Origin of the sequence: Streptomyces sp. NPDC051452, from assembly GCF_044454765.1 — a bacterium.
Classification (GTDB): domain Bacteria; phylum Actinomycetota; class Actinomycetes; order Streptomycetales; family Streptomycetaceae; genus Streptomyces.
Window position 1 is genome coordinate 16,163 of the sequence record NZ_JBITEB010000020.1, and the last position, 24,053, is coordinate 40,215.

General features: G+C 72.2%; 22 protein-coding genes. 16 read left to right on the forward strand and 6 right to left on the reverse strand.

What is annotated here, in order from left to right; genetic code table 11:
• Positions 1-12 precede the first annotated feature (12 nt).
• Together ACIBA9_RS33190 and ACIBA9_RS33195 are read right to left on the reverse strand one after the other, a co-directional pair.
• On the reverse strand, positions 13-1,395 hold the full coding sequence (locus tag ACIBA9_RS33190; protein ID WP_399368895.1) for an FAD-binding oxidoreductase: 1,383 nt from the start codon (positions 1,393-1,395) through the stop codon (positions 13-15).
• 64 nt (positions 1,396-1,459) lie between these two features.
• Positions 1,460-3,262 carry a glycoside hydrolase family 15 protein gene (locus ACIBA9_RS33195; RefSeq protein ID WP_362160901.1) on the reverse strand — a complete coding sequence of 601 codons (1,803 nt, stop codon included), beginning with the start codon at positions 3,260-3,262 and terminating at the stop codon, positions 1,460-1,462.
• 534 nt (positions 3,263-3,796) lie between these two features.
• Between ACIBA9_RS33195 and ACIBA9_RS33200 the strand changes: the two genes are divergently transcribed.
• The 11 genes from ACIBA9_RS33200 to ACIBA9_RS33250 all read left to right on the forward strand — a co-directional run bounded on the left by ACIBA9_RS33200 (position 3,797) and on the right by ACIBA9_RS33250 (position 16,545).
• Positions 3,797-5,446, forward strand: a complete 1,650-nt coding sequence (locus ACIBA9_RS33200; protein WP_399368897.1) for a CTP synthase — start codon at positions 3,797-3,799, stop codon at positions 5,444-5,446.
• Positions 5,447-5,546: 100 nt separating this feature from the next.
• Complete coding sequence (locus ACIBA9_RS33205) at positions 5,547-6,173, forward strand: NUDIX hydrolase (protein ID WP_362160618.1); 627 nt, start codon at positions 5,547-5,549, stop codon at positions 6,171-6,173.
• 165 nt (positions 6,174-6,338) lie between these two features.
• Complete coding sequence (locus tag ACIBA9_RS33210) at positions 6,339-8,405, forward strand: tetratricopeptide repeat protein (protein ID WP_399368899.1); 2,067 nt, start codon at positions 6,339-6,341, stop codon at positions 8,403-8,405.
• A gap of 140 nt (positions 8,406-8,545) precedes the next feature.
• Complete coding sequence (gene ald / locus ACIBA9_RS33215; RefSeq protein WP_399368901.1) at positions 8,546-9,670, forward strand: alanine dehydrogenase; 1,125 nt, start codon at positions 8,546-8,548, stop codon at positions 9,668-9,670.
• A 414-nt stretch (positions 9,671-10,084) separates the two neighbouring features.
• Positions 10,085-11,218: a ParA family protein gene (locus ACIBA9_RS33220; protein ID WP_362160626.1), complete on the forward strand. Its 1,134-nt coding sequence runs from the start codon at positions 10,085-10,087 to the stop codon at positions 11,216-11,218.
• On the forward strand, positions 11,203-11,751 hold the full coding sequence (locus tag ACIBA9_RS33225; protein WP_362160628.1) for a hypothetical protein: 549 nt from the start codon (positions 11,203-11,205) through the stop codon (positions 11,749-11,751). Before ACIBA9_RS33220 ends, ACIBA9_RS33225 begins: the two co-directional genes overlap by 16 nt.
• Before the next feature lie 18 nt (positions 11,752-11,769).
• On the forward strand, positions 11,770-12,996 hold the full coding sequence (locus tag ACIBA9_RS33230; protein ID WP_399368904.1) for a segregation/condensation protein A: 1,227 nt from the start codon (positions 11,770-11,772) through the stop codon (positions 12,994-12,996).
• Positions 12,993-13,643 carry an SMC-Scp complex subunit ScpB gene (gene scpB / locus ACIBA9_RS33235; RefSeq protein ID WP_362160634.1) on the forward strand — a complete coding sequence of 217 codons (651 nt, stop codon included), beginning with the start codon at positions 12,993-12,995 and terminating at the stop codon, positions 13,641-13,643. Before ACIBA9_RS33230 ends, scpB begins: the two co-directional genes overlap by 4 nt.
• A 13-nt stretch (positions 13,644-13,656) precedes the next feature.
• The gene (locus ACIBA9_RS33240; protein WP_362160635.1) at positions 13,657-14,718 is read left to right on the forward strand and encodes a pseudouridine synthase; all 1,062 of its coding nucleotides are present in this window, start codon (positions 13,657-13,659) and stop codon (positions 14,716-14,718) included.
• A gap of 53 nt (positions 14,719-14,771) precedes the next feature.
• Positions 14,772-15,791, forward strand: coding sequence for an ADP-ribosylglycohydrolase family protein (locus ACIBA9_RS33245; protein WP_399368907.1), 1,020 nt, complete (start codon positions 14,772-14,774; stop codon positions 15,789-15,791).
• 4 nt (positions 15,792-15,795) lie between these two features.
• Complete coding sequence (locus ACIBA9_RS33250) at positions 15,796-16,545, forward strand: DNA polymerase beta superfamily protein (protein WP_399368909.1); 750 nt, start codon at positions 15,796-15,798, stop codon at positions 16,543-16,545.
• On the opposite strand, the gene ACIBA9_RS33255 is transcribed toward ACIBA9_RS33250, so the two are convergent.
• Positions 16,471-17,292 (reverse strand): DNA polymerase beta superfamily protein, encoded by an 822-nt coding sequence (locus tag ACIBA9_RS33255; protein ID WP_399368911.1) that lies wholly within the window; start codon positions 17,290-17,292, stop codon positions 16,471-16,473. The two genes, ACIBA9_RS33250 and ACIBA9_RS33255, sit on opposite strands and share 75 nt — an antisense overlap.
• Before the next feature lie 22 nt (positions 17,293-17,314).
• Positions 17,315-17,776, reverse strand: coding sequence for a Rieske (2Fe-2S) protein (locus tag ACIBA9_RS33260; RefSeq protein ID WP_399368913.1), 462 nt, complete (start codon positions 17,774-17,776; stop codon positions 17,315-17,317).
• Positions 17,777-17,935: 159 nt separating this feature from the next.
• Between ACIBA9_RS33260 and aroH the strand changes: the two genes are divergently transcribed.
• From aroH to der, 5 genes are all read left to right on the forward strand, one after another.
• Positions 17,936-18,298: a chorismate mutase gene (gene aroH / locus ACIBA9_RS33265; protein WP_393900698.1), complete on the forward strand. Its 363-nt coding sequence runs from the start codon at positions 17,936-17,938 to the stop codon at positions 18,296-18,298.
• Positions 18,295-19,380: a prephenate dehydrogenase gene (locus ACIBA9_RS33270; RefSeq protein ID WP_399368915.1), complete on the forward strand. Its 1,086-nt coding sequence runs from the start codon at positions 18,295-18,297 to the stop codon at positions 19,378-19,380. Before aroH ends, ACIBA9_RS33270 begins: the two co-directional genes overlap by 4 nt.
• Positions 19,381-19,662: 282 nt before the next feature.
• On the forward strand, positions 19,663-20,358 hold the full coding sequence (gene cmk / locus ACIBA9_RS33275; protein WP_399368917.1) for a (d)CMP kinase: 696 nt from the start codon (positions 19,663-19,665) through the stop codon (positions 20,356-20,358).
• A gap of 62 nt (positions 20,359-20,420) precedes the next feature.
• A complete protein-coding gene (locus ACIBA9_RS33280; protein ID WP_399369105.1) occupies positions 20,421-21,008 on the forward strand; it encodes a lysophospholipid acyltransferase family protein in 588 nt (195 codons plus the stop codon).
• Positions 21,009-21,091: 83 nt separating this feature from the next.
• Positions 21,092-22,570, forward strand: a complete 1,479-nt coding sequence (der, locus tag ACIBA9_RS33285) for a ribosome biogenesis GTPase Der (RefSeq protein ID WP_393900695.1) — start codon at positions 21,092-21,094, stop codon at positions 22,568-22,570.
• An 80-nt stretch (positions 22,571-22,650) separates the two neighbouring features.
• Here der and ACIBA9_RS33290 read toward each other — a convergent pair whose 3' ends face one another.
• Together ACIBA9_RS33290 and ACIBA9_RS33295 are read right to left on the reverse strand one after the other, a co-directional pair.
• Positions 22,651-23,061, reverse strand: a complete 411-nt coding sequence (locus ACIBA9_RS33290) for a hypothetical protein (protein ID WP_362160658.1) — start codon at positions 23,059-23,061, stop codon at positions 22,651-22,653.
• 91 nt (positions 23,062-23,152) lie between these two features.
• A complete protein-coding gene (locus tag ACIBA9_RS33295; RefSeq protein ID WP_399368920.1) occupies positions 23,153-23,944 on the reverse strand; it encodes a hypothetical protein in 792 nt (263 codons plus the stop codon).
• Positions 23,945-24,053 lie beyond the last annotated feature (109 nt).

A 24,053-nucleotide genomic window follows, 5' to 3' on the forward strand; every position in this document is an offset into this window, starting at 1 on the left:
CCGGCAGGGCGGCTACACCGGCCGGATGTTGTGGTTGAAGCGGAACACATTGTCCGGGTCGAAGCGCCGCTTGACCTTCTCCAGGCGCAGCGTGCTGCCCTCGCCCAGCGCCGCCCGGACCCGCTCCGGGCCCTCGTCCCCGATGAGGTTCGGACAGACGGCGCCGGTGCTCCAGGGTCGTACGGCACTGCGGACACCCCGCACCCAGGCGACCGCCCGCTCGTCGTCGGCCGGGTCCTCCCAGCGGGCGCACGGGTGCACCGTCCAGGCGGCGTCCCGGTAGGGCACCGGGAACTCGCGCGGACCGGCGGCGATCGCCCCGCCCTGCGGGAACAGCAGCTGTCGGCTGCCGGCCTGCCCCGGCATGCCGTCCGCGCGGGCGCAGAAGACCTCCACCAGGTCGTCGGGGAGCGCGGACAGGCACTCCGCCGACCAGTGGCCGCGCAGTCCGGGCGGCTGGTCGAGCACGCGCTGCGCGTCCGCGTAGGGCAGGTCACCGGCCAGCTTTGCCTCGTGCGGCAGCGCCAGCACCGGCGCGGCGAGCCGCCGCAGCTCGTCCGCATCGCCCGCGTACGTCAGGACCGCGGCGCACAGCGGCCCGTCCGACGACTTGGGCGGCGTGGGCCGGCCGGGCGGCCCGGACTGGTACAGCACCGCGCCGCCCACCTCGTCGGGCCCGGCGCGGACGATCTCGCGGAAGGCGCTGATCACCTCCGGTCCGAGCCGGGGCCGGAACATCAGCAGGACGAGGGAGAACTCCGGCAGCTCGTGCAGGCGCAGGGTCAGCGCGGTGGCGATGCCGAAGTTGCCGCCCCCGCCGTGCAGCGCCCAGAACAGCTCGGGGTTGTCGTCGACGTTCGCCCGCACCCGCTCGGCGTCGGCGGTCACCAGCTCCACGCCCAGCAGATTGTCGGCGGCGAGCCCGAAGGCCCGGTCCAGCCATCCGGTGCCGCCGCCGAGGACGAAGCCGCCGACCCCGGTGGTGGACGCCCGCCCGCCGGTGGTGGCGAGGCCGTAGGGCTGGGTGGCCCGGTCCAGGTGGCTCATCGTGGCGCCACCCCCGACCCGGACCGCCCCGGCCCGCGGGTCGACGGCCACCCGGTGCATCCGGCGCAGGTCCACCACGAGCGCGCCGTCGCCCCGGGCCGCTCCGGCCAGGCCGTGGCCGCCGCCGCGCACCGCGATCGGCAGGTCCAGATCCCGGCCGAAGCGCACGGCCCGCACCACGTCGGTGGCGTCCGCGCACTGGGCGATCACGGCCGGCCGCCGGTCGATCACGGCGTTGAAGACGCCCCGGGCCTCGTCGTAGCCCGGATCGCCCGGGGCGAACACGGCACCGACCAGGTCTTCGCGCAGCGCGGCGAGGGCCGCGCCCGCCTTCGAGAGGGGAGCCATGGCCGCCACCCTTCGCGAAAGGGTCCGATGCCCAGACTAGGCGGGGGCCCCGGCCCGGTCGCGCTCAGCCGCCGTACGCCCCGGAGGCCGTCAGCCGCAGGGCGGTGTCGATCAGCGGGACGTGGCTGAAGGCCTGCGGGAAGTTGCCGACCTGGCGCTGCAGACGCGGGTCCCACTCCTCGGCGAGCAGGCCGAGGTCGTTGCGCAGCGCGAGGAGCTTCTCGAACAGCCTGCGGGCCTCGTCCACCCGGCCGATCATCGCCAGGTCGTCCGCCATCCAGAACGAGCAGGCCAGGAAGGCCCCCTCGTCGCCGGGCAGGCCGTCGACGCCCTCGTCGGCACCCTCGGTCGGGTAGCGCAGGATGAAGCCGTCCGAGGTGGACAGCTCGCGCTGGATGGCCTCGATCGTGCCGATCACCCGCTTGTCGTCCGGCGGCAGGAAGCCCATCTGCGGGATCAGCAGCAGCGAGGCGTCCAGCTCCTGGGAGCCGTAGGACTGCGTGAAGGTGTTGCGCTCCTTGTCGTACCCCTTCTCGCACACGTCCCGGTGGATGTCCTCGCGCAGTTCCTTCCAGCGCTCCAGGGGGCCGTCCGCGTCACCGGACTCGATCAGCTTGATCGTGCGGTCCACCGCGACCCAGGCCATCACCTTGGAGTGCACGAAGTGCCGGCGCGGGCCGCGCACCTCCCAGATGCCCTCGTCCGGCTCCTGCCAGTGGTCCTCCAGGTAGCGGATCAGCTTCAGCTGGAGCAGGGAGGCGTAGTCGTTGCGGGCGAGGCCCGTCATATGGGCCAGGTGCAGGGCCTCGGTGACCTCGCCGTACACGTCCAGCTGGAGCTGGTGCGCGGCGCCGTTGCCGACCCGGACCGGGCCGGAGAGCTCGTAGCCCGGCAGCCAGTCCAGCTCGGCCTCGCCCAGCTCGCGCTCGCCCGCGATGCCGTACATGATCTGCAGGTTCTCCGGGTCGCCGGCGACCGCGCGCAGCAGCCACTCGCGCCAGGCGCGGGCCTCCTCGCGGTAGCCGGTGCGCAGCAGCGAGGACAGGGTGATCGCCGCGTCCCGCAGCCAGGTGTAGCGGTAGTCCCAGTTGCGCACCCCGCCGATGTCCTCGGGCAGGGAGGTGGTGGGGGCCGCGACGATGCCGCCCGTGGGCGCGTACGTCAGCGCCTTCAGGGTGATCAGCGAGCGGACCACGGCCTCGCGGTACGGGCCGTGGTACGTACAGTGCTCCACCCAGTCGCGCCAGAAGTCCTCGGTGGCCTGCAGCGACTGCTCCGGCTCCGGCAGCGCGGGCGGCTGCTTGTGCGAGGGCTCCCACGAGATCGTGAAGGCGATCCGGTCGCCCGGGGCCACGGTGAAGTCCGAGTAGGTCGTCAGCGACTTGCCGTAGGTCTCGGCCTCCGTGTCGAACCACACCGAGTCCGGCCCGGCGACCGCGACCGTGCGGCCCTCGTGCTTGTGCACCCACGGCACGACCCGGCCGTAGGAGAACCGCATCCGCAGGGCCGAGCGCATCGGCACCCGCCCGGTGACGCCCTCCACGATCCGGATCAGCTGCGGCGCGCCGTCACGCGGGGGCATGAAATCGGTCACGCGGACCGTGCCGCGCGGGGTGTCCCACTCCGATTCCAGGATCAGCGAGTCGCCGCGGTAGCCGCGCCGGGCGGCCGTGGGCGGCTGCGCGTCGGCCGCGTGCGCCGGGCCGAGCCGCCAGAATCCGTGTTCCTCGGTGCCCAGCAGGCCGGCGAAGACGGCGTGCGAGTCGAAGCGGGGCAGGCACAGCCAGTCCACCGTGCCGTCCCGGCAGACCAGCGCGGCGGTCTGCATGTCTCCGATGAGTGCGTAGTCTTCGATGCGCCCGGCCACGTGCAACTCCAGTCGAACGGCCACGTCACCCCCGCGCAGGGGGCTGTCGCTAGTGCGGTCAAGGGGGTCGTTTGTTGTGCGTCGTTGAGCGGTGAAGCAAAGCAGCCCGCCGAGCCCTGAGGCAAAACGACAGTCCTTGCTCAACGAACTGCCGCGCTCTCGTTGTTCCGGGTGATACGGGCGGGGGTGGTGCCGTCGTTCCGGCCGGGCTCGGCAGCGAGTGTCCGAGCAGGATACGACGCACGTAGATGATCTGCGTCCCGCTCCGGGCAACCGGTGTGGGCCGAACGAGTGAGCAGCCGGTGAGAATCGTGTGACCGGAGCATGGCGTGTCACGGCTGGTGTCACCGCCTCGTGGCCGGGCGGACGCGGAGCGTGGCCGGAAGCCATCTCCCTCAGGCGCTGATACCCTGGTAGCCCGTGGACCGGTGGGCCTGAAGCCCCCGAACCGCAAGCGACGGCACCCCGGAAGCTTCCGCTCCGGAAACGCCGTACCGCACGACAGTCAGCGACCACGGGAGCCCCCTCTTGGCCATGCCGCCGAAATCTACGACGACCAAGCACATCTTCGTCACCGGGGGTGTCGCCTCCTCTCTCGGCAAGGGCCTCACCGCCTCCAGCCTGGGCATGCTGCTCAAGGCCCGCGGCCTGCGCGTCGTGATGCAGAAGCTCGACCCCTACCTGAACGTCGACCCGGGCACGATGAACCCCTTCCAGCACGGTGAGGTGTTCGTCACCAACGACGGCGCCGAGACCGACCTGGACATCGGCCACTACGAGCGCTTCCTCGACCGGAACCTGGACGGCTCCGCCAACGTCACCACCGGTCAGGTGTACTCCACCGTGATCGCCAAGGAGCGGCGCGGCGAGTACCTGGGCGACACCGTGCAGGTCATCCCGCACATCACCAACGAGATCAAGCACCGCATCCGGCGCATGGCCACCGACGAGGTGGACGTCGTCATCACCGAGGTCGGCGGCACGGTCGGCGACATCGAGTCGCTGCCGTTCCTGGAGACCGTCCGCCAGGTCCGCCACGAGGTCGGCCGGGACAACGTCTTCGTCGTCCACATCTCGCTGCTGCCCTACATCGGTCCCTCCGGCGAGCTGAAGACCAAGCCGACCCAGCACTCCGTCGCCGCCCTGCGCAACATCGGTATCCAGCCGGACGCGATCGTGCTGCGCTGCGACCGCGAGGTGCCGACCGCGATCAAGCGCAAGATCTCGCTGATGTGCGACGTCGACGAGGATGCCGTCGTCGCCTGCCCCGACGCCCGCTCGATCTACGACATCCCCAAGACCGTGCACGGCGAGGGCCTGGACGCCTACGTGGTGCGCAAGCTCGACCTGCCGTTCCGCGACGTGGACTGGACGACCTGGGACGACCTGCTCGACCGCGTCCACAACCCCGACCACGAGATCACCCTGGCCCTGGTCGGCAAGTACATCGACCTGCCCGACGCCTATCTGTCGGTGACCGAGGCGCTGCGCGCCGGCGGCTTCGCCAACCGCGCCCGGGTGAAGATCAAGTGGGTCACCTCCGACGACTGCAAGACCCCGGCCGGCGCCAAGGCCCAGCTCGAGGACGTCGACGGCATCTGCATCCCCGGCGGCTTCGGCGACCGCGGTGTGCTCGGCAAGGTCGGCGCCATCCGCTACGCCCGCGAGAACAAGATCCCGCTGCTCGGCCTCTGCCTCGGCCTGCAGTGCATCGTGATCGAGGCCGCGCGCAACCTGGCCGACATCCCGGACGCCAACTCCACCGAGTTCGACCCGGCCACCGGCCACCCGGTCATCTCCACCATGGCCGAGCAGATGGACATCGTGGCCGGCGAGGGCGACATGGGCGGCACCATGCGGCTGGGCATGTACCCGGCGAAGCTGGCCGAGGGCTCCATCGTCCGCGAGGTGTACGAGGGCAAGGAGTACATCGAGGAGCGGCACCGCCACCGCTACGAGGTGAACAACGCCTACCGCGCGGAGCTGGAGAAGAAGGCCGGCATCCAGTTCTCCGGCACCTCCCCGGACGGCAAGCTCGTCGAGTACGTGGAGTACCCGCGCGACGTCCACCCCTACCTGGTCGCCACGCAGGCGCACCCCGAGCTGCGGTCGCGGCCGACCCGCCCGCACCCGCTCTTCGCCGGCCTGGTGAAGGCCTCCGTGGAGCGGAAGAACGCCAAGTAACACACCGGTTGTACGGTGGCCGGGGTGCCGACCCGCGAAGGTCGGCACCCCGGCCTGCGTATCGGGCCGGTGGTCAACCGCGTGTGTGGAAGGACAGGGCATGACGATCAAGGACACCCCCGTGGAGTGGGAGATCCGGGCGACGGAGACCCCGTTCGTGGGCAACAAGACCTCCGTCCGCACGGACGACGTGGTCATGCCCGACGGCTCGGTGGTCCGCCGTGACTACCAGGTGCACCCCGGTTCGGTGGCCGTCCTCGCCCTGGACGCCGAGGACCGGGTCCTGCTCATCAACCAGTACCGCCACCCCGTGCGCCACAAGCTGTGGGAGATCCCGGCCGGCCTGCTCGACGTGCCCGGCGAGAACCCGCTGCACGCCGCCCAGCGCGAGCTGTACGAGGAGGCGCACGTCAAGGCCGAGGACTGGCGGGTGCTTACCGACGTGTACACCACGCCCGGCGGCTGCGACGAGGCCGTACGGATCTTCCTGGCCCGTGACCTCTCCGAGGCCGAGGGGGAGCGCTTCGAGGCCGAGCACGAGGAGACCGACATGGAGCACGCGCGCGTGCCGGTCGACGAGCTGGTGCGCCGGATCCTCGCCGGTGACGTGCACAACAACTGCCTGGTGGTGGGCGTTCTGTCGCTGGTCGCCGCCCGGAGCGGGGACGGGCTGGAGGCGCTGCGCCCGGCCACCGCGCCGTGGCCGGCCCGCCCCTTCGACGCCTGAGCCGCACCCGTACGGCCCACTGGTGTGACCATCGCCTGATCCGATCGGGCGATGTGTCCGCCGCGCTCCTCACGGAACGTCGCAGAGAGTGAACTAGGCTCGGGAAACGCCCGTTCCGGAAGACACCGGCGGGCTTGCGCGTGCGGTGGGACGGGAGTGTGGCCCGTGACGGATCAGGCGGTGGACACAGACGGTGCGCGACTGTCCGCGCACCCGGCCGTGGAAGGCCGTTTCCTGGGCCGCACCCGGGAGTTGAAGGAGCTGCGGGCCGACATCGAACGCGCCGGCCTGGACACCCTCTCGGGCCGCAAGGCGCCCCGCGCGCGGGTGCTGCTCATCGCGGGGCGCCCCGGTTCGGGCCGTACCGCGCTCGCCGAGGAACTCGTCCGGCAGGTCGCCGAGCGTTACCCCGACGGGGTGCTGCGGGCCCGGCTCAGCGAACCCGACGGCACCCCCGTCCCGGTCGAGCGCACCGCCCGCGAACTGCTCGGCGCGCTGGATCTGGCCGCCCCCGCCGGAGCCGCCGAGGACGATCTGACCGCGGCGCTGCGCGCGGCCCTCGCCGACCGGCGGGCGCTGCTCCTGCTGGACGACGCGGCCGGCGCCGAACAGGTCGACGCGCTGCTCCCGGAGACCCCCCACTGCCTGGCGGTGGCCGTCTCCGGCGGCCCGCTCACCGGCATCGCCGACGTCCGCCCCTGCACCCTCGGCGGCCTGGACACCAAGTCCGCGGTCGAACTGCTCACGGGCTTCACCGGATCGGTCCGCGTCACCGTGGACCCGCGCTCCGCCGAGAGCCTGGTCGAGGCCTGCCAGGGCCACCCGGCCGCCCTGGTCCTGGCCGGCGGCTGGCTCGCCGCGCGCCCCCAGGCCGCCGTCTCCGATCTCGCCAAGCGGCTGCACGCCGACACCGACGACGGCGCCGACACCACCCCGCTGGCCCGGGTGCTCCGGCTCGTCCACGCCCAGCTGCCCCCTCCGGCCGCCCGGCTGCTGCGGCTGCTCTCGCTGGCCCCGGCCGGGCTGATCGACCCGCACACCGCCTCCTCCCTCGCCGGCAGCTCGGTCGACGGCGCCCGCGCAGTCCTGGACGACCTCGTCGCCCACGGTCTGCTGCGCGCGACGGACGGCCCGCTGCCCCAGTACGACGTCCCCGGCTGTCTGCACCCGCTGCTGCGTTCCCTCGCCGTCAGCCACGAGCGGCCCGCGGAGTTGCAGCTGGCCCGGGCCCGGATGCTGGAGCGGACGGTACGGCTGCTGCAGTCCTGCCGGGCGATCACCGAGACGGACAGCCCGCAGGCCCGGGAGAAGCTCGGCGCGATGCCCCGCGAGGTGCGCTTCCCCCATCCCCGCGCCGCCGCCGACTGGCTGCGTGTGCGGCGCCCCGCGCTGCTGGCCTCCGCGCGTCTCGCGGTGGCCGACGGCGAGCTGGACACCCTGGCGAGGCGGCTGATGTCCCAGCTGGTCAGGGCCATCGTGGCCCATGTCGGCACCCAGGCCGCCGCCCCCGACCTGTACGGCGTGCACCGCCTCGTCCTCGATGTCGCCGAGCGCCGCGGCCTGCCCCGGGAGAAGGCCGCCGCCCTGCTGAACCTCGGCGATCTGGACGCGCAGACCGGCCGCACCCGGGACGCGCTGGTGCGCTACCGGGCCGCGCTGGACGCCGGACGCGAGGCGAACGACCCGTACGCGACCGGCCGCGCGATGGAATCCGTAGGCGGCGCCTACCAGGAGCTGGGGGACTACGACCGGGCCGCCGACTGGTTCGGCCGGGCCCTGGGGGAGCGGCTGGCCCGCGGCGAGCGCGAGCAGGCCGCCCGGCTGTACGGCCGGATCGCGGGCGCCCACACCTACGCGGGCCGCTACGGGGAGGCGCTCAGGAACTGGCGGGCCGCGGTCGCGGGCTACCGCAAGGGTGGCGATGTCGCCGCACACGCGCGGGCGTTGAGCGAGCTGGCCCGGGTGCAGGAGTACGCGGGCCGGCCCGCCGAATCGCTGCGCACCTGCCGGCTGGCGGTGGAGTGGGCGAGGCGGGCCGAGGACACCCGTCTGCAGGCCGCGCTCCAGCTGCGGCTGGCCGACACCCTGGAGCGGCTCGGCGACCCCGCCTCGGCCCACCTGCACCGCGCTGCGGCCCAGCGCATGCTGGACGGTGAGGCCCCGGAGAGCGAGGAAAGGCCGGAAGTCGACGGGAACGCCTGCGAAATCCGCAGTGCATCCGACGAAGATTGATGCAATGAAAGGCTAGACAGCCGGAACGCCTTCATTAAACTGGCTCTGCCGCACGTTCTCCTGCGGTGTCTCCCGGTGTGCCCCCGCACGCCTGGGTATGTCATGCAATGACACCCCCCATACCCTCTGAGCCAAGGACCGTGATCGACGTGAAGGTCGGCATCCCCCGCGAGGTCAAGAACAACGAGTTCCGGGTGGCCATCACCCCCGCCGGTGTGCACGAGCTGGTGCGCAACGGTCACCAGGTCGTCGTCGAGCGGGGCGCCGGCCTCGGCTCGTCGATCACGGACGCCGAGTACGTGTCGGCCGGTGCCGCGATCCTGGAGACGGCGGACGAGGTCTGGGCCGCCGCCGACCTGGTGCTGAAGGTCAAGGAGCCCATCGCGGAGGAGTACCACCGCCTCCGCAAGGACCAGGTCCTCTTCACCTACCTGCACCTGGCCGCATCCAAGGAGTGCACGGACGCCCTCATCGAGTCCGGCACCACGGCCATCGCCTACGAGACGGTGGAGCTGCCGGGCCGCGCGCTGCCGCTGCTCGCCCCGATGTCCGAGGTCGCGGGCCGGCTGGCCCCGCAGGTCGGCGCCTACCACCTGATGCGCGCGGCCGGCGGCCGTGGCGTGCTGCCGGGCGGCGTCCCGGGCGTGACCCCCGCCAAGGCCGTGGTCATCGGCGGCGGCGTCTCCGGCTGGAACGCCACCCAGGTCGCCGTCGGCATGGGCTTCGACGTGACGCTGCTCGACCGCGACATCAACAAGCTGCGCGAGGCCGACAAGATCTTCGGTACGAGGGTCAAGGCGATCATGTCCAACACCTTCGAGCTGGAGAAGGCCGTCCTCGACGCCGACCTCGTCATCGGCGCGGTCCTCATCCCGGGCGCCAAGGCCCCGAAGCTGGTCACCAACGAGCTGGTGGCCCGGATGAAGCCCGGAAGTGTTCTTGTCGACATCGCGATCGACCAGGGCGGCTGCTTCGAGGACTCCCGTCCCACCACGCACGCCGAGCCGACCTTCCCGATCCACAACTCGGTCTTCTACTGCGTGGCCAACATGCCGGGCGCGGTGCCGAACACCTCCACCAACGCCCTCACCAACGCGACGCTGCCCTACATCGTCTCGCTCGCCAACAACGGCTGGGTCGAGGCGCTGCGCCGCGACGCCGCGCTCGCCAAGGGTCTCAACACCCATGACGGCAAGGTCGTTTACAAGGAGGTCGCCGAGGCGCACGGACTGGAGCACGTCGAGCTGGCGTCCCTGCTGGTCTGACCCCTGCGACCAGGCGAGTCGCCAAGTCGCCGCCCGGCAAAAGGCGATTCGTCAACACGGCTCGTCAACATCGCGCACCCGGCCGGACCTTGCCCGACAAGGTCCGGCCGGATGTGTGTATGGTCACTTTGCGACTCTCGGTCAACTCGCCTCGAACGTAACCCTTCGACCGATTCGCACACCGGTGAAACCTGCTGTACGACGCCCGTACGCCCTTGACAGCCACATGTTTCATTGCCGACACATCCTGCCGGGTCCGGCGGATTGTGTTGCTGCGGACCGCCGACACGCCATAGAGTCGCCAACCGTCGGCATGGTGCCACGCTGACCTTGTCTAGAAGTTTCCTGGTCACCAAGGAGGTAAGACGACTTGTGAATGAGTCGACATTTTCTCCCGGGGGTGGTCAACCAGGAATGCCGGTACGGGGCCAGGACCCCACGGGATTCGAGGCTGTCGGCTCCGTAGCTGTGCGCACCTTCGCAGCCCACCAGAGTCCGGGGCCGCAACCGGCCCGGACAGCACACCAGAGCATGGATGGCCATCACGTGAACGCCATGGCCGGCGACGGAAGTGGCGCGCCCCACAACCACTTCGCCGACTACGACGAACTGCCCGAGGGGCACTTCTACGACCCCGACGCCGAGTACGAGCCCGATCCCGAGTACGCGGCCACGCTCGCGCCCGACGCGGCCCGCCAGCGCCGTGAGCGCGTCGGTCCGACCGGACGCCCGCTGCCGTACTTCCCGATCCCGGGCCCGCTGACCGACCACGGCCCCGCCAAGATCATCGCGATGTGCAACCAGAAGGGCGGCGTCGGCAAGACGACGTCGACCATCAACCTGGGTGCCGCGCTGGCGGAGTACGGCCGGCGCGTGCTGCTCGTGGACTTCGACCCGCAGGGCGCGCTGTCGGTCGGTCTCGGCGTCAACCCCATGGAGCTCGACCTCACCGTCTACAACCTGCTCATGGAGCGGGGCATGTCCGCGGACGAGGTCCTGCTGAAGACGGCGGTCCCCAACATGGACCTGCTGCCCTCCAACATCGACCTGTCGGCCGCCGAGGTCCAGCTGGTCTCCGAGGTCGCGCGCGAGTCCACGCTCCAGCGCGCGCTCAAGCCGCTGCTGCCCGACTACGACTACATCGTGATCGACTGTCAGCCCTCGCTCGGTCTGCTCACGGTCAACGCGCTGACCGCCGCGCACAAGGTGATCGTCCCGCTGGAGTGCGAGTTCTTCGCGCTGCGCGGTGTGGCGCTGCTGACGGAGACCATCGAGAAGGTCCAGGAGCGGCTCAACCCCGACCTGGAACTGGACGGCATCCTCGCCACGATGTACGACTCGCGCACGGTGCACAGCCGTGAGGTGCTCGCGCGGGTCGTCGAGGCGTTCGACGACCACGTCTACCACACGGTCATCGGCCGCACGGTCCGCTTCCCGGAGACCACCGTCGCCGGTGAGCCGATCACCACCTACGCCTCCAACTCCGTCGGTGCCGCCGCCTATCGCCAGCTCGCCAGGGAGGTGCTCGCCCGGTGTCACGCCGAGTGAGTCTGCCGGGGGCCGACGAACTCTTCCGTACGACAGGGGGCACGGCACTCCAGCCGTCGACTCCCCGGCGTGGGGCGGGCGGTGAGGCCCGGGTGCCGGCTCCCGCCGGGGAGAGCGACGAGGCGGCCGCCGCCGAGGACGCGCCGCAGTCGGTACCCGTGCGGGGCGGTGACGGCGAGGGCGCCGAACACGTCGCGGCGGATGCCGGGTCGGGCGAGGCGGGCGAGTCGCACAGCCGCCCGGCGCGCCGGCAGACGGCGCAGGAAGGTTCTGCCACCGAGCAGCCGCGCAAGCGCGGTCGGGCGGCGGCCCGGCGGCCCAGCGGACGCGAGCGGCACGACGAGAAGATCACCGTGTACGTGTCGGCCGAGGAATTGATGGACCTGGAGCACGCCCGTCTCGTCCTGCGCGGCGAGCATGGGCTGGCCGTGGACCGCGGGCGCATCGTCCGCGAGGCGGTGGCCGTGGTCCTGGCCGACCTGGAGTCCCGCGGGGACGCGAGCATCCTCGTACGACGGCTGCGCGGGCGGTAACGGTAGCCTGCGGGGGCCATGTCCTCGAACGACGTCCCCGTACCCGCGGCCGCCCCCGGCGCCGGCCGTCGGCGTGCCCTGGGACGCGGCCCGGGCACGGCACCGGCCGATCCGGCAGATCCGGCCGTACCTCCGGCGACGGCCCCCGAGCCCGTGCCTACGAAAGTGGCCGTACCTCCGGCCACGGCCCCCGAGCCCGCGCCCAGGGAACCGGCCGTGCAGGCCGAGCCTGCCGAGCCGGAGCCCGCCAAGGCCGTGGCGGCGGCCCCTTCCGCGGATGCGGGGGCCCTGACGGCCGGGCGCGTGCCCGCCGCGCCGGAGGCGGCGCCGTCCCCCGGTGACCAGGCTCCTTCCGACGGCGTCTTCAAGGTCCGCCTCGCCAACTTCGAGGGGCCCTTCGACCTCCTCCTCCAGCTGATCTCCAAGCACAAGCTGGACGTGACCGAGGTCGCCCTGTCCAAGGTCACCGACGAGTTCATGGCGCACATCCGGGCCATGGGGCCGGACTGGGACCTGGACCAGACGACCGAGTTCCTGGTCGTGGCCGCCACCCTGCTCGACCTGAAGGCGGCCCGGCTGCTGCCCACCGCCGAGGTCGAGGACGAGGCAGACCTGGCGCTGCTGGAGGCGCGGGACCTGCTGTTCGCCCGCCTCCTGCAGTACCGGGCCTACAAACGGATCGCCGACATCTTCAACGAGCGCCTGGACGAGGAAGCCCGCCGCTACCCCCGTACCGTGGGCCTGGAACCCGAGCACGCCGAGCTGCTGCCCGAGGTCGTCATCAGCATCGGACCCGAGGGCTTCGCCGGGCTCGCCGTCAAGGCCATGCAGCCAAGGGCCAAGCCGCAGGTCTACGTCGACCACATCCACGCCCCGCTGGTCAGCGTGCGGGAGCAGGCGGGGATCGTGGTCGCGCGACTGAGGGAGCTGGGCGAGGCGAGCTTCCGGGCGCTGGTGGAGGACACCGACGACACCCTGACCGTCGTGGCGCGCTTCCTCGCCCTGCTGGAGCTGTACCGCGAGAAGGCCGTCGCCCTGGAGCAGGAGGACGCGCTCGGGGAGCTGACCGTGCGCTGGACGGGCGGGGACACGGACGCGGCCCCGATGGTCACCGACGAGTTCGACCGGCCGCCCGAGCAGTCCCGGGAGCCCGTGGAGGCCAGAGAGTCGAGGGAGTCGAGGGAGTCGGGGGAGCCGAAGGAGTCGGGGGAGTCGAGCGAGTCGAAGGAGGAGATGTCGGCATGAGCCAGGAGACCGCGCAACCACCCGCCGGGCCCGGCACCGTCGCGGGCCTCGACCTCAAGCCCGCCCTGGAGGCGGTCCTCATGGTCGTGGACGAGCCCGCGACCGAGGAGCACCTGGCCAGGATCCTCGACCGGCCGAGGCGGCGGATCGCCGACGCGCTGCGCGAGCTGGCCGACGAGTACACCGCGCAGGGCCGCGGCTTCGAGCTGCGCTTCGTCGCCGGCGGCTGGCGCTTCTACACCCGTGCCGGGTACGCGCCCGCCGTCGAGCGGCTCGTCCTGGACGGTCAGACGGCCCGCCTGACCCAGGCGGCGCTGGAGACCCTCGCGGTCGTCGCCTACCGCCAGCCGGTCAGCCGCAGCCGCGTCTCCGCCGTGCGCGGAGTCAACTGCGACGGCGTGATGCGCACCCTCCTGCAACGCGGTCTGGTCGAGGAGGCGGGCACGGAACCCGAAACAGGTGCGATCCTGTACAGGACGACGAACTACTTCCTGGAGCGGATGGGCCTGCGCGGCCTGGACGAACTTCCGGAGCTCGCGCCCTTCCTCCCGGAGGCTGAGGCGATCGAGGCCGAGACCCAGGAGGGTATGCCGTCGTTCGACCCGGACGCGCCCGACGCGCCCGGTGGTCAGGACGCAGACGACTAAGACGGAAACCTTGATGCGAAGCAGCGGCAGCGGCAAGAGCGGTGGGCGCGGTAACTACCGCGGTGCCGGCAACGACAGGGACCAGAAGCAGGGACAGGGGCGTCCCCGCAAGCCCCGCCCCGAGGAGCGCCGCTACGACGTGGGCCCCGGCGCCTCCCCGGAGGGCCCCAAGTCCGGGCGCGGTGGCGCGGCCCGCGGCGGTGCCAAGGGCGGCCCGAAGAAGCCCCAGCAGGGCGGACGTACGGCCCCCGCACGCTCGCGCGAGTACGAGACGCGGGTCGAGGAGCGCAACCGGGAGCGGTACGCCGACAAGAAGGACGTCAAGCTGCCCAAGACCTTCCCGGGCGCCGAGCAGGAGGGCGAGCGGCTGCAGAAGGTCCTCGCGCGCGCGGGCTACGGCTCCCGGCGTGCCTGCGAGGAGCTGATCGAGCAGGCCCGGGTCGAGATCAACGGCGAGATCGTGCTGGAGCAGGGCCGCCGGGTGGACCCGGAGAACGACGAGGTCAAGGTCGACGGCCTGACCGTGGCGACCCAGTCGTACCAGTTCTTCTCGCTGAACAAGCCCGCCGGTGTCGTCTCCACCATGGAGGACCCGGAGGGCCGCCAGTGCCTCGGGGACTACGTCACCAACCGTGAGACCCGGCTCTTCCACGTCGGCCGGCTCGACACCGAGACCGAGGGCGTCATCCTGCTCACCAACCACGGTGAGCTGGCCCACCGCCTCACGCACCCGAAGTACGGCGTGAAGAAGACCTACCTCGCGCACATCGTCGGCCCGATCCCGCGCGACCTCGGCAAGCGTCTGAAGGACGGCATCCAGCTGGAGGACGGTTACGCGCGCGCGGACCACTTCCGGGTCGTGGAGCAGACCGGCAAGAACTACCTGGTCGAGGTGACGCTGCACGAGGGCCGCAAGCACATCGTGCGGCGCATGCTGGCCGAGGCGGGATTCCCGGTCGACAAGCTGGTGCGCGTGGCCTTCGGCCCGATCACCCTGGGCGACCAGAAGTCCGGCTGGCTGCGGCGCCTGTCGAACACCGAGGTCGGCATGCTGATGCAGGAAGTCGAACTCTGAACACCTTGCCGTGATCACCCATCCCCTTTATTGTCAGAGTGACGATAAAGGGGATGGTGAATCGCGTGTCCAAACGTGCCGCGACGGGAGCACTCGTCGGCCTCGCTCTCGGGGACGCCCTCGGCTTCCCGACCGAGTTCGACGACGTGCCGTCGATCCTGGCGAAGCGCGGCCCCTGGCGGGAGATCGACCTGCCCCGGCCGGCCCTGGTCTCCGACGACACCCAGATGACCTTCGCCCTCGGGCGGGCGCTGCGGACCGCCATGGAGCGCGGCCACCTCGCCCCGAAGCGGCTGGAGCGGCCGCTGCGCGAGGAGTACGTCGACTGGTACTACTCGCCGGAGAACAACCGTGCCCCGGGCCGCACCTGCCTGACCGCGTGCGCCCTGCTCGCGCGGGACGGCCTGCCCTGGCAGGACGCCGCCCGGATCGGCTCCAAGGGCTGCGGCGCCAACATGCGCGTCGCCCCCATCGGCCTCGCCCCCGGGCTCGGCGACGAACAGCGCTCGGGCGCCGCCCAGTTGCAGTCCGCGCTGACCCACGGCCACCCCACCGCGCTCGCCGCCTGCGACCTCACCGCCCACGCCGTCCATCTGCTCGCGCGGGGCACCGACCCGACGGGGCTGGTCGGCCGGCTGCGCTCCTACGCGCTGGAGCGGCGCACCCACTACGACCACACCTGGCTCGGCGACCTGTGGACCCGCTCCCAGGACCCCGGCCCGGAGCACTTCATCGCACGCGGCTGGGACGAGTGCCTGGACGTCCTCGACCGGCTCCAGGAGGCCGTGCGCACCGTCTCGCCCGAGACCGACCCGTGTCTGGTCACCGGCGAGGGCTGGATCGCCGAGGAGGCCCTCGCCACCGGGCTGCTGTGCTTCCTGCTCTTCCCGGACGAGCCCCTCACCGCCCTGCGCCGGGCCGCCTGTACCGCGGGCGACTCCGACTCCATCGCCTGTCTCACCGGTGCCTTCGCGGGCGCCTGGCTGGGGGCGGACGCCTGGCCGGCCGACTGGGCCGAGCGGATCGAGCACCGACGCGATCTGTTGGCGCTGGGCACGCTCTGGGACGCTTAGGCCCATGATCGAAGACCTCGGCATCGACCTCGCACCCGTGGTCGCGGAACAGCGCGACCCGCTGTTGTTCGCGACCATCTCCGGAGCCCATCTCTACGGCTTCCCCTCGCAGGACTCGGACGTGGACGTGCGGGGCGTCCATCTGCTGCCGGCGGCCGACCTCGTCGGACTGCGCGAGCCGGAGGAGACCCGGTCGCGAACCTGGGTGCGGTTCGGTGTCGAGCTGGACCTCGTCACCCACGACCTGCGCAAGTTCGTCCGGCTGATGCTCCGCCGCAACGGCTACGTCCTGGAACAGCTGCTCTCCCCGCTGGTCGTGCACACCGGCGACGCGCACCGGGAACTGGCCGCGCTCGCCCCCGGCGTCCTCACCAGCCACCACGCCCACCACTACCGGGGGTTCGCGGTGACCCAGTGGCGGATGTTCGAGAAGACCCGGGAGATCAAGCCGCTGCTCTACACCTTCCGCGTCCTGCTCACCGGCATCCACCTCATGCGCAGCGGCGAGGTCCAGGCCCATCTGCCCACCCTCCTGGACATGGTGGACGCCCCCGGATACCTGCCCGAGCTGATAGCGGCCAAGGCCGAGCGGGAACACCTGGCCGCCGACGTCGACGGCGCGCGGGTGGAGGCCGACGTGGAGCGGCTCCAGGCACTGCTGGACGAGGCGCAGGCCGGCTCAGCCCTGCCGGACGCGCCCGGCGCCCATGACGCCCTCCACGACTTCGTGGTGCGCGTCCGCCTGGCGGGCTGAGCGGGGCGGCGCGGGGAGCCGGCGGCCCTCGGCGGGCGCCGCCCTCCGCGCGGGGTGCGCGGCGGCCGAGTCGCGGCGTACCCGGAAGAGGAAGTCGGCCACCCGCTCCCGGTCCGGCTCCGGCGGCAGCGGGCTGCCCCGCCCGGCCTCCTCGGCCTCGGCCGCCAGCCGAGCCATCCACGCCTCGACCCGCGCCCACGGCACCTCGCCCCGCTTCACCGCCAGCAGCGACTCGCGCCGGTCGCCCACCTCGATCCGCAGCTCACCGGTGCGCAGCAGGTCACGGGCGCTCATCAGCAGCCGCAGCAGATGCATCGCGTGCTTCCAGCGCGGAGCGCCCGTCGTACGGACGTCCGCGTCCAGCTTGCGGCGCTGGCCGAGCGCGTAGCGGGAGAAGGTGTCGTGGACCTGGAGGGACAGGAAGGCGCCGCGCAGCGACAGCAGCTCGCGGCCGGTGTCGTCCAGGTGCTCCACCAGGGGGGAGTGCAGACACTCCAGGATGTTCGGGTTGCCGCGCAGCCCCAACTCGCAGAACCGTTCCAGCTCCCAGGAGAACCGCTCCTCGCCGGGGCCCTCCACATGTGTCGGCGGCTTCTCGAACCGCCAGAACAGGGCGGTGGGGGCGAGAAAGACGCCCCGCCGGTCGGTGTCGCTCGTGTCCGTCGCCAGGCCGAAGGCCCGGGAACCCATGACGCAGGCGTAGATCGTGTGGTCGCGCACCAGGTGCTGAGGGTTCTCGGGCCGCATGCCCGGAGCGTACGCGGCGCCCTCAGCCCAGGCGGATCGAATTTCCCTCCACCTTGATCGACTTCTTGGGAAGCGGCCTGGTCGCGGGACCGTCGGCCACCGAGCCGTCGGCGATGTGGAACTTGCTGCCGTGGCAGGGGCAGTCGATGGTGCCGTCCGTCACCCGGTTCACCGTGCAGCCCTGATGGGTGCAGATCGCCGAGAACGCCTTGAACTCACCCTTCTTCGGCTGGGTGACCACGATCTTCCGGTCCTTGAAGACCTTGCCGCCGCCCTCCGGGATGTCGCTGGTCTCCGCCAGCTCCTTCCCGCCGGATGCAGCGGCCGAGGTGTCGGCCGCGGGGGAGGCGGACTCCGAGGTGGCGGACGCGGGGGCGGCCGGCTGCGAGGTCTTGTCCTTGTCGGCACCGCATCCCACGCATCCCGTCGCGAGCGCCGCCGCGCCCGTCGCCAGAACCGTGCGCCGCGTCGCGGGCTGGGTCATGTCACCACTCCGTACAGAGGTAGAAGGGCAGGGTGTGAAACCGGTCGATACCGTCACATTCGCATCGTCTCAGTGATCGGGCCCCACGCGCCCGGACCGCGCGGGCTGACTACGCTGGACGGGCCAGAACAGACACACATGTCAGCGAGGAGCAGCGCCGTGGCGGTACGAGCGGTCCGGGGGGCCGTCCAGCTGGAGCGGGACGAGGCCGGACACATGGACGAGCGGGTCGGGGCGTTGCTGACGGCGGTCCTGGAACGGAACGCGCTGACCACCGACGATCTGATCAGCATCTGGTTCACGGCCACCCCCGACCTGCACAGCGACTTCCCGGCGGCCGCCGCCCGCAAGCTCGGCATCGTCGACGTCCCGCTGATCTGCGCCCAGGAACTCGAGATCGAGGGCGCCATGCCGCGCGTCGTCCGGGTCCTCGCGCACATCGAGTCGGACCGCCCCCGCGCCGACATCGCGCACGTCTACCTCGGGGCGGCGGCCGCCCTGCGCAAGGACATCGCCCAGTGAGAACCGCACTCGTCATCGGTACCGGCCTGATCGGTACCTCCGCCGCCCTCGCCCTCGCCCAGCGCGGGGTCACCGTCCACCTCGCCGACCACGACCCCGAGCAGGCCCGCACCGCCGCCGCGCTGGGCGCCGGCACCGACGAGGCCCCCGAGGGCCCCGTCGACCTGGCGATCGTGGCCGCCCCGCCCGCTCTCGTGGCCGGTGTGCTCGCCGACGCCATGCGCCGGGGTGTCGCCCGCGGCTACCTGGACGTGGCCAGCGTCAAGGGCGGCCCGCGGCGCGAACTGGAGGCGCTGGGCCTGGACCTCACGCCGTACATCGGCACGCACCCCATGTCCGGCCGCGAGAAGTCGGGCCCGCTGGCCGCGACCGGCGACCTCTTCGAGGGCCGGCCCTGGGTGCTCACCCCCACCCGGGACACCGACACCGAGGTGCTGAACCTCGCCCTGGAGCTGGTCTCGCACTGCCGTGCCGTCCCGGTCGTCATGGACGCCGACGCCCACGACCGTGCCGTCGCCCTCGTCTCGCACATGCCCCATCTGGTGTCCAGCATGGTCGCCGCGCGCCTGGAGCACGCCGAGGAGGCGGCCGTACGACTGTGCGGCCAGGGCATCCGGGACGTGACCCGGATCGCCGCCTCCGACCCGCGGATGTGGATCGACATCCTGTCCGCGAACCCAGGCCCGGTCGCCGACCTGCTCACGGACGTCGCCGCCGACCTGGACGAGACCGTGCGGGCCCTGCGCGCCCTGCAGTCCTCCGACGAGGACAAGCGGCGCGAGGGCGGCGCCGGCGTCGAGAGCGTGCTGCGCCGCGGCAACGCGGGCCAGGTCCGGGTGCCCGGCAAGCACGGCAGCGCACCGCGCCTCTACGACACCGTCGTGGTCCTCATCGACGACCAGCCCGGCCAGCTGGCCCGCATCTTCGCCGACGCGGGCCGGGCCGGGGTCAACATCGAGGACGTCCGCATCGACCACGCGACCGGACAGCAGGCGGGCCTGGTCCAGCTCATGGTCGAACCGCGAGCGGCGGGCCCCCTGAAGGAGGCCCTGCGCGACCGGGGCTGGGCTCTGCGGCAGTAGAAGGTGGAAGAGGGGTCCGGCCCCGCCTGCCGGGAGGGCTCCGCGGCCCCCTCGGCCCGCGGACCCCTCTCGCCGGCGGGCGCCCTCGGCGGTGCGTGGGGCCGGGCCGCGTGGGGCCGGGCCGCGGGTGCGGGCGGCCCCCGTGCGGCGGGACCGGCCGGACGGGGGTCGCAGGCGGGGCGAAGCCCGGTGAGGGTGGCTCCCGGAAGCCAGTAACCTTGTGCGGGGCGCCCTCGCGTCCCGCACCCCGCCCACCACCCTTCACCAGGAAGGTGCCCTCCCGTGGAAAACGGCGCCGCCCCGACCGCCAAGCCCGTGATCGTCGCCATCGACGGTCCCTCCGGCACGGGCAAGTCGAGCACGTCGAAGGCCGTGGCCGCGCAGCTCGGCCTGAGCTACCTGGACACCGGCGCCCAGTACCGGGCGATCACGTGGTGGATGGTGAACAACGGCATCGACCTCGAGGACCCGACCGCCATCGCCGCCGTGGCCGGCAAGCCGGAGATCATCTCCGGCACCGACCCGGCCGCCCCGACCATCACGGTCGACGGTGTGGACGTGGCCGGCCCCATCCGCACCCAGGAGGTCACCTCCAAGGTCAGCGCCGTCAGCGCGGTACCCGAGGTCCGCACCCGGATCACCGAGCTGCAGCGCTCGCTGGCCACCGGTGCCCAGGACGGCATCGTCGTCGAGGGCCGCGACATCGGCACCACCGTCCTGCCGGACGCCGACCTGAAGGTCTTCCTCACCGCCTCCCCGGAGGCCCGCGCGGCCCGCCGCAGCGGCGAGCTGAAGGGCGCCGACGTCCACGCCACCCGCGAGGCCCTGATCAAGCGGGACGCGGCCGACTCCAGCCGCAAGACCTCGCCGCTCGCCAAGGCCGGCGACGCCGTCGAGGTGGACACCACCGAGCTCACCCTCGCCCAGGTCATCGAGTGCGTCGTCACCCTGGTCGAGGAGAAGCGGGCCGGGAAGTGACCCGGCCGCCGGTTCCCTCCGCCAGAGGCGCCGAGGTCGGGCGGCGCATCGGCGTCGGCCTGATGTACGGGTTGTGGAAGCCGCGTGTGCTGGGCGCCTGGAAGGTGCCCGCGACCGGCCCGGTGATCTTCGCGGTGAACCACTCGCACAACATCGACGGCCCGATGGTCATGGGCGTGGCGCCCCGGCCGACGCACTTCCTGATCAAGAAAGAGGCGTTCGTCGGCCCGCTGGACCCCTTCCTGACCGGCATCGGCCAGCTGAAGGTGGACCGCGCCTCCACGGACCGCACCGCGATCTCCCAGGCCCTCGGCGTGCTCCAGGCCGGGGGAGTGCTGGGCATCTTCCCGGAGGGCACCCGGGGCGAGGGCGACTTCGCCTCGCTGCGCGCCGGGCTCGCCTACTTCGCGGTACGCGGCGGGGCGCCGATCGTGCCCGTCGCGGTACTGGGAAGCTCCAGGCGGCCCAGCCGGTTGACGAAGGCGTTGCCTCCGCTGCGTTCCCGGGTCGACGTCGTGTTCGGCGACCCCTTCGACGCGGGCGACGGCACCGGGCGGCGTACGCGCAAGGCGCTGGACGAGGCGACCGAGCGCATCCAGAAGCAGCTCACCCGCCACCTGGAAAACGCCAGGCGCCTGACCGGGCGCTAGGCGACACTTGAGTAGTGGATCAGCCGGGACGAAACCGGACCGGTCCACCGACCACCACGAATGAACGACGAGGTACGGACTTCATGAACGACGACATCCAGCCCGACGGCTCGGCCGCGCACGAGCACGAGCACGGGGCTCTCGGCGACGCCGAGTACGCGGAGTTCATGGAGCTCGCCGCGGACGAGGGCTTCGACATCGAGGACGTCGAGGGCGCCATCGAGGCGGCGGGCCACGGTCCGCTGCCCGTGCTCGCCGTCGTCGGCCGCCCGAACGTCGGCAAGTCGACCCTGGTGAACCGGATCATCGGCCGCCGTGAGGCGGTCGTCGAGGACAAGCCGGGCGTCACCCGCGACCGCGTCACCTACGAGGCCGAGTGGGCCGGGCGCCGCTTCAAGGTCGTCGACACCGGCGGCTGGGAGCAGGACGTCCTCGGTATCGACGCCTCCGTGGCCGCCCAGGCCGAGTACGCGATCGAGGCGGCCGACGCGGTCGTCTTCGTGGTCGACGCCAAGGTCGGCGCGACCGACACCGACGAGGCGGTCGTCCGGCTGCTGCGCAAGGCCGGCAAGCCCGTCGTGCTGGCCGCCAACAAGGTCGACGGCCTGAGCGGCGAGTCCGACGCGGCCTACCTGTGGTCCCTGGGCCTCGGCGAGCCGCACCCCGTCTCCGCGCTGCACGGCCGAGGCACCGGCGACATGCTGGACGCCGTCCTGGAGGCCCTGCCGGAGGCGCCCGAGCAGACCTTCGGCGTCGCGGTCGGCGGCCCCCGCCGTATCGCCCTGATCGGCCGCCCGAACGTCGGCAAGTCCTCCCTGCTGAACAAGGTGGCCGGTGAGGAGCGGGTGGTCGTCAACGAGCTGGCGGGCACCACCCGCGACCCGGTCGACGAGCTGATCGAGCTCGGCGGAGTGACCTGGAAGTTCGTCGACACGGCCGGCATCCGCAAGCGCGTCCACCTGCAGCAGGGCGCCGACTACTACGCCTCCCTGCGTACGGCCGCCGCCGTGGAGAAGGCCGAGGTCGCCGTCATCCTGATCGACGCCTCGGAGAACATCTCGATCCAGGACCAGCGCATCGTCACCATGGCCGTGGAGGCGGGCCGCGCGGTCGTCCTGGCCTTCAACAAGTGGGACACGCTCGACGAGGAGCGCCGCTACTACCTGGAGCGGGAGATCGACACCGAGCTGGGCCAGGTCGCCTGGGCGCCCCGCGTCAACGTCTCGGCCCGCACCGGGCGGCACATGGAGAAGCTGGTCCCGGCGATCGAGACCGCCCTCGCCGGCTGGGAGACCCGCGTGCCCACCGGCCGCCTCAACGCCTTCCTCGGCGAGCTGGTCGCGGCCCACCCGCACCCGATCCGGGGCGGCAAGCAGCCGCGCATCCTCTTCGGTACCCAGGCCGGCACCAAGCCCCCACGGTTCGTGCTCTTCGCCTCGGGCTTCATCGAGGCGGGCTACCGGCGCTTCATCGAGCGCCGGCTGCGCGAGGAGTTCGGCTTCGAGGGCACCCCGATCCACATTTCGGTGCGGGTGCGCGAGAAGCGCGGCAAGAAGAAGTAACGGCCGTACGGCATGTAACGGCCGTACGACGTGAAGGGCGGCCCCCGGTTCTCCGGGGGCCGCCCTTCAGCTTGCGTCCGTCACACCCCCCGGCGGGGTCCCGGGGGCAGCGGCAGGGCCGCCGGGACGTGGTGCATGCCGGTGTCGTGCTGCCGTCCGAGCGTGCCGACCCGCTGCCACTGCGACTGGGCCTGCTGCCGCGCGCTGTACGCGCCGGCGCTGTAGGCGCTGTACGAGCTGCTGAACGACCCCTCCCGGTGCCCGCCGTAGGACCCGACACCGTCCGGGATGTCCCCGAAGGCGCTGAACCCCAACTCCTCCTCGCCGCTGCGGTCACCCGGCAGCGTGCGGAAGGACTTGACCCACTCCGCGTAGAGCGCGTCGTAGATCGGCGTGGCCGAGGGCCCGCCGGCACAGTCCTGCGCCGTCCGGGCGGACGGGACGGAGACGAAGGAGGACCGACGGGGAGGAGGAGTGTCGTATGCGTGCACGTATGTCCAAACGACAGCGCTCCCAAAGGGATGCGGCCCCCGCTCTCCGGGCGGCTGCCAGGTCCGGGGCGGCCGTCGGCCGGGGCGGCTGTCAGGTGCCGGCGAGGGGGAGCGCCGCGGCGACCAGCCGTCCGTTCGCGGCCGCCTTGTCCAGCGCGTCCCGCAGCAGGTCCTCCCGCGGCTGCCGGCCGATCGAGCCCACCGGTGCCGCGAACATCAGCACCTGCTGGTGCTTGTTGGCCGCCGCCCGCCAGCTGTCCGTCACCTGGAGCGGCTGGTGCGCCTGCCACCAGGCGACCGGCTGGCCGCCGACCGGACCGGGCTGGAGCACCGCGTGCAGCTGGCCGACCGCGAGCAGCACCGACCAGCCGTGCAGCACCGGTGGGACCGAGGTCAGCCCGGTCAGCGGCTGGTAGCCCTGCTCGATGAGCAGCGGAAGGAAGTCGTCGCCGACCCCGGAGCCGCCCGGGCGCATGATCGCCGAGGTCGGCTCGACGACGAGCGCGGGATGCAACTCGCCCTCGATCAGGACGAGTCCGCTCGTCACCCCGAGCACCGCCTGCTCCGGCACGGTCCTGTCGGGGGCGCCGCCGGTGAAGTCGCCGCCGGCGGTGCCGATGGAACGCACGGCCCCCTGCAGCTGCTCCTCGGTGACCTGGACCACCTGCGAGGGCAGACAGCCGGCGTGGGCGAAGGCGAGGACGGCGGTCTCGTCCCCGACGAACAGAACGGTGCTGGTGCGCTCCTGCTCGGAGTCGCCCGGGGTGCGACAGGACGTGCAGTCGTAACTGCCCGGGGCGTTCTCTCCGGCGAGCAGCCGGTCGGCTTCTTCGTCGCCGATCTCGGCGCGTACGGCGTCACTGACGTCGAGCATGCGCGGCACGGGTGGCTCCCTCGGGATGCGGTGCTGGGTCGGCCGGGTGGCTCCCTGCCGATGAGCCCCGGGGGTTTCCGGGCTCATGAAGAAGACAACGGGCGTCCTGTGGTGGGGG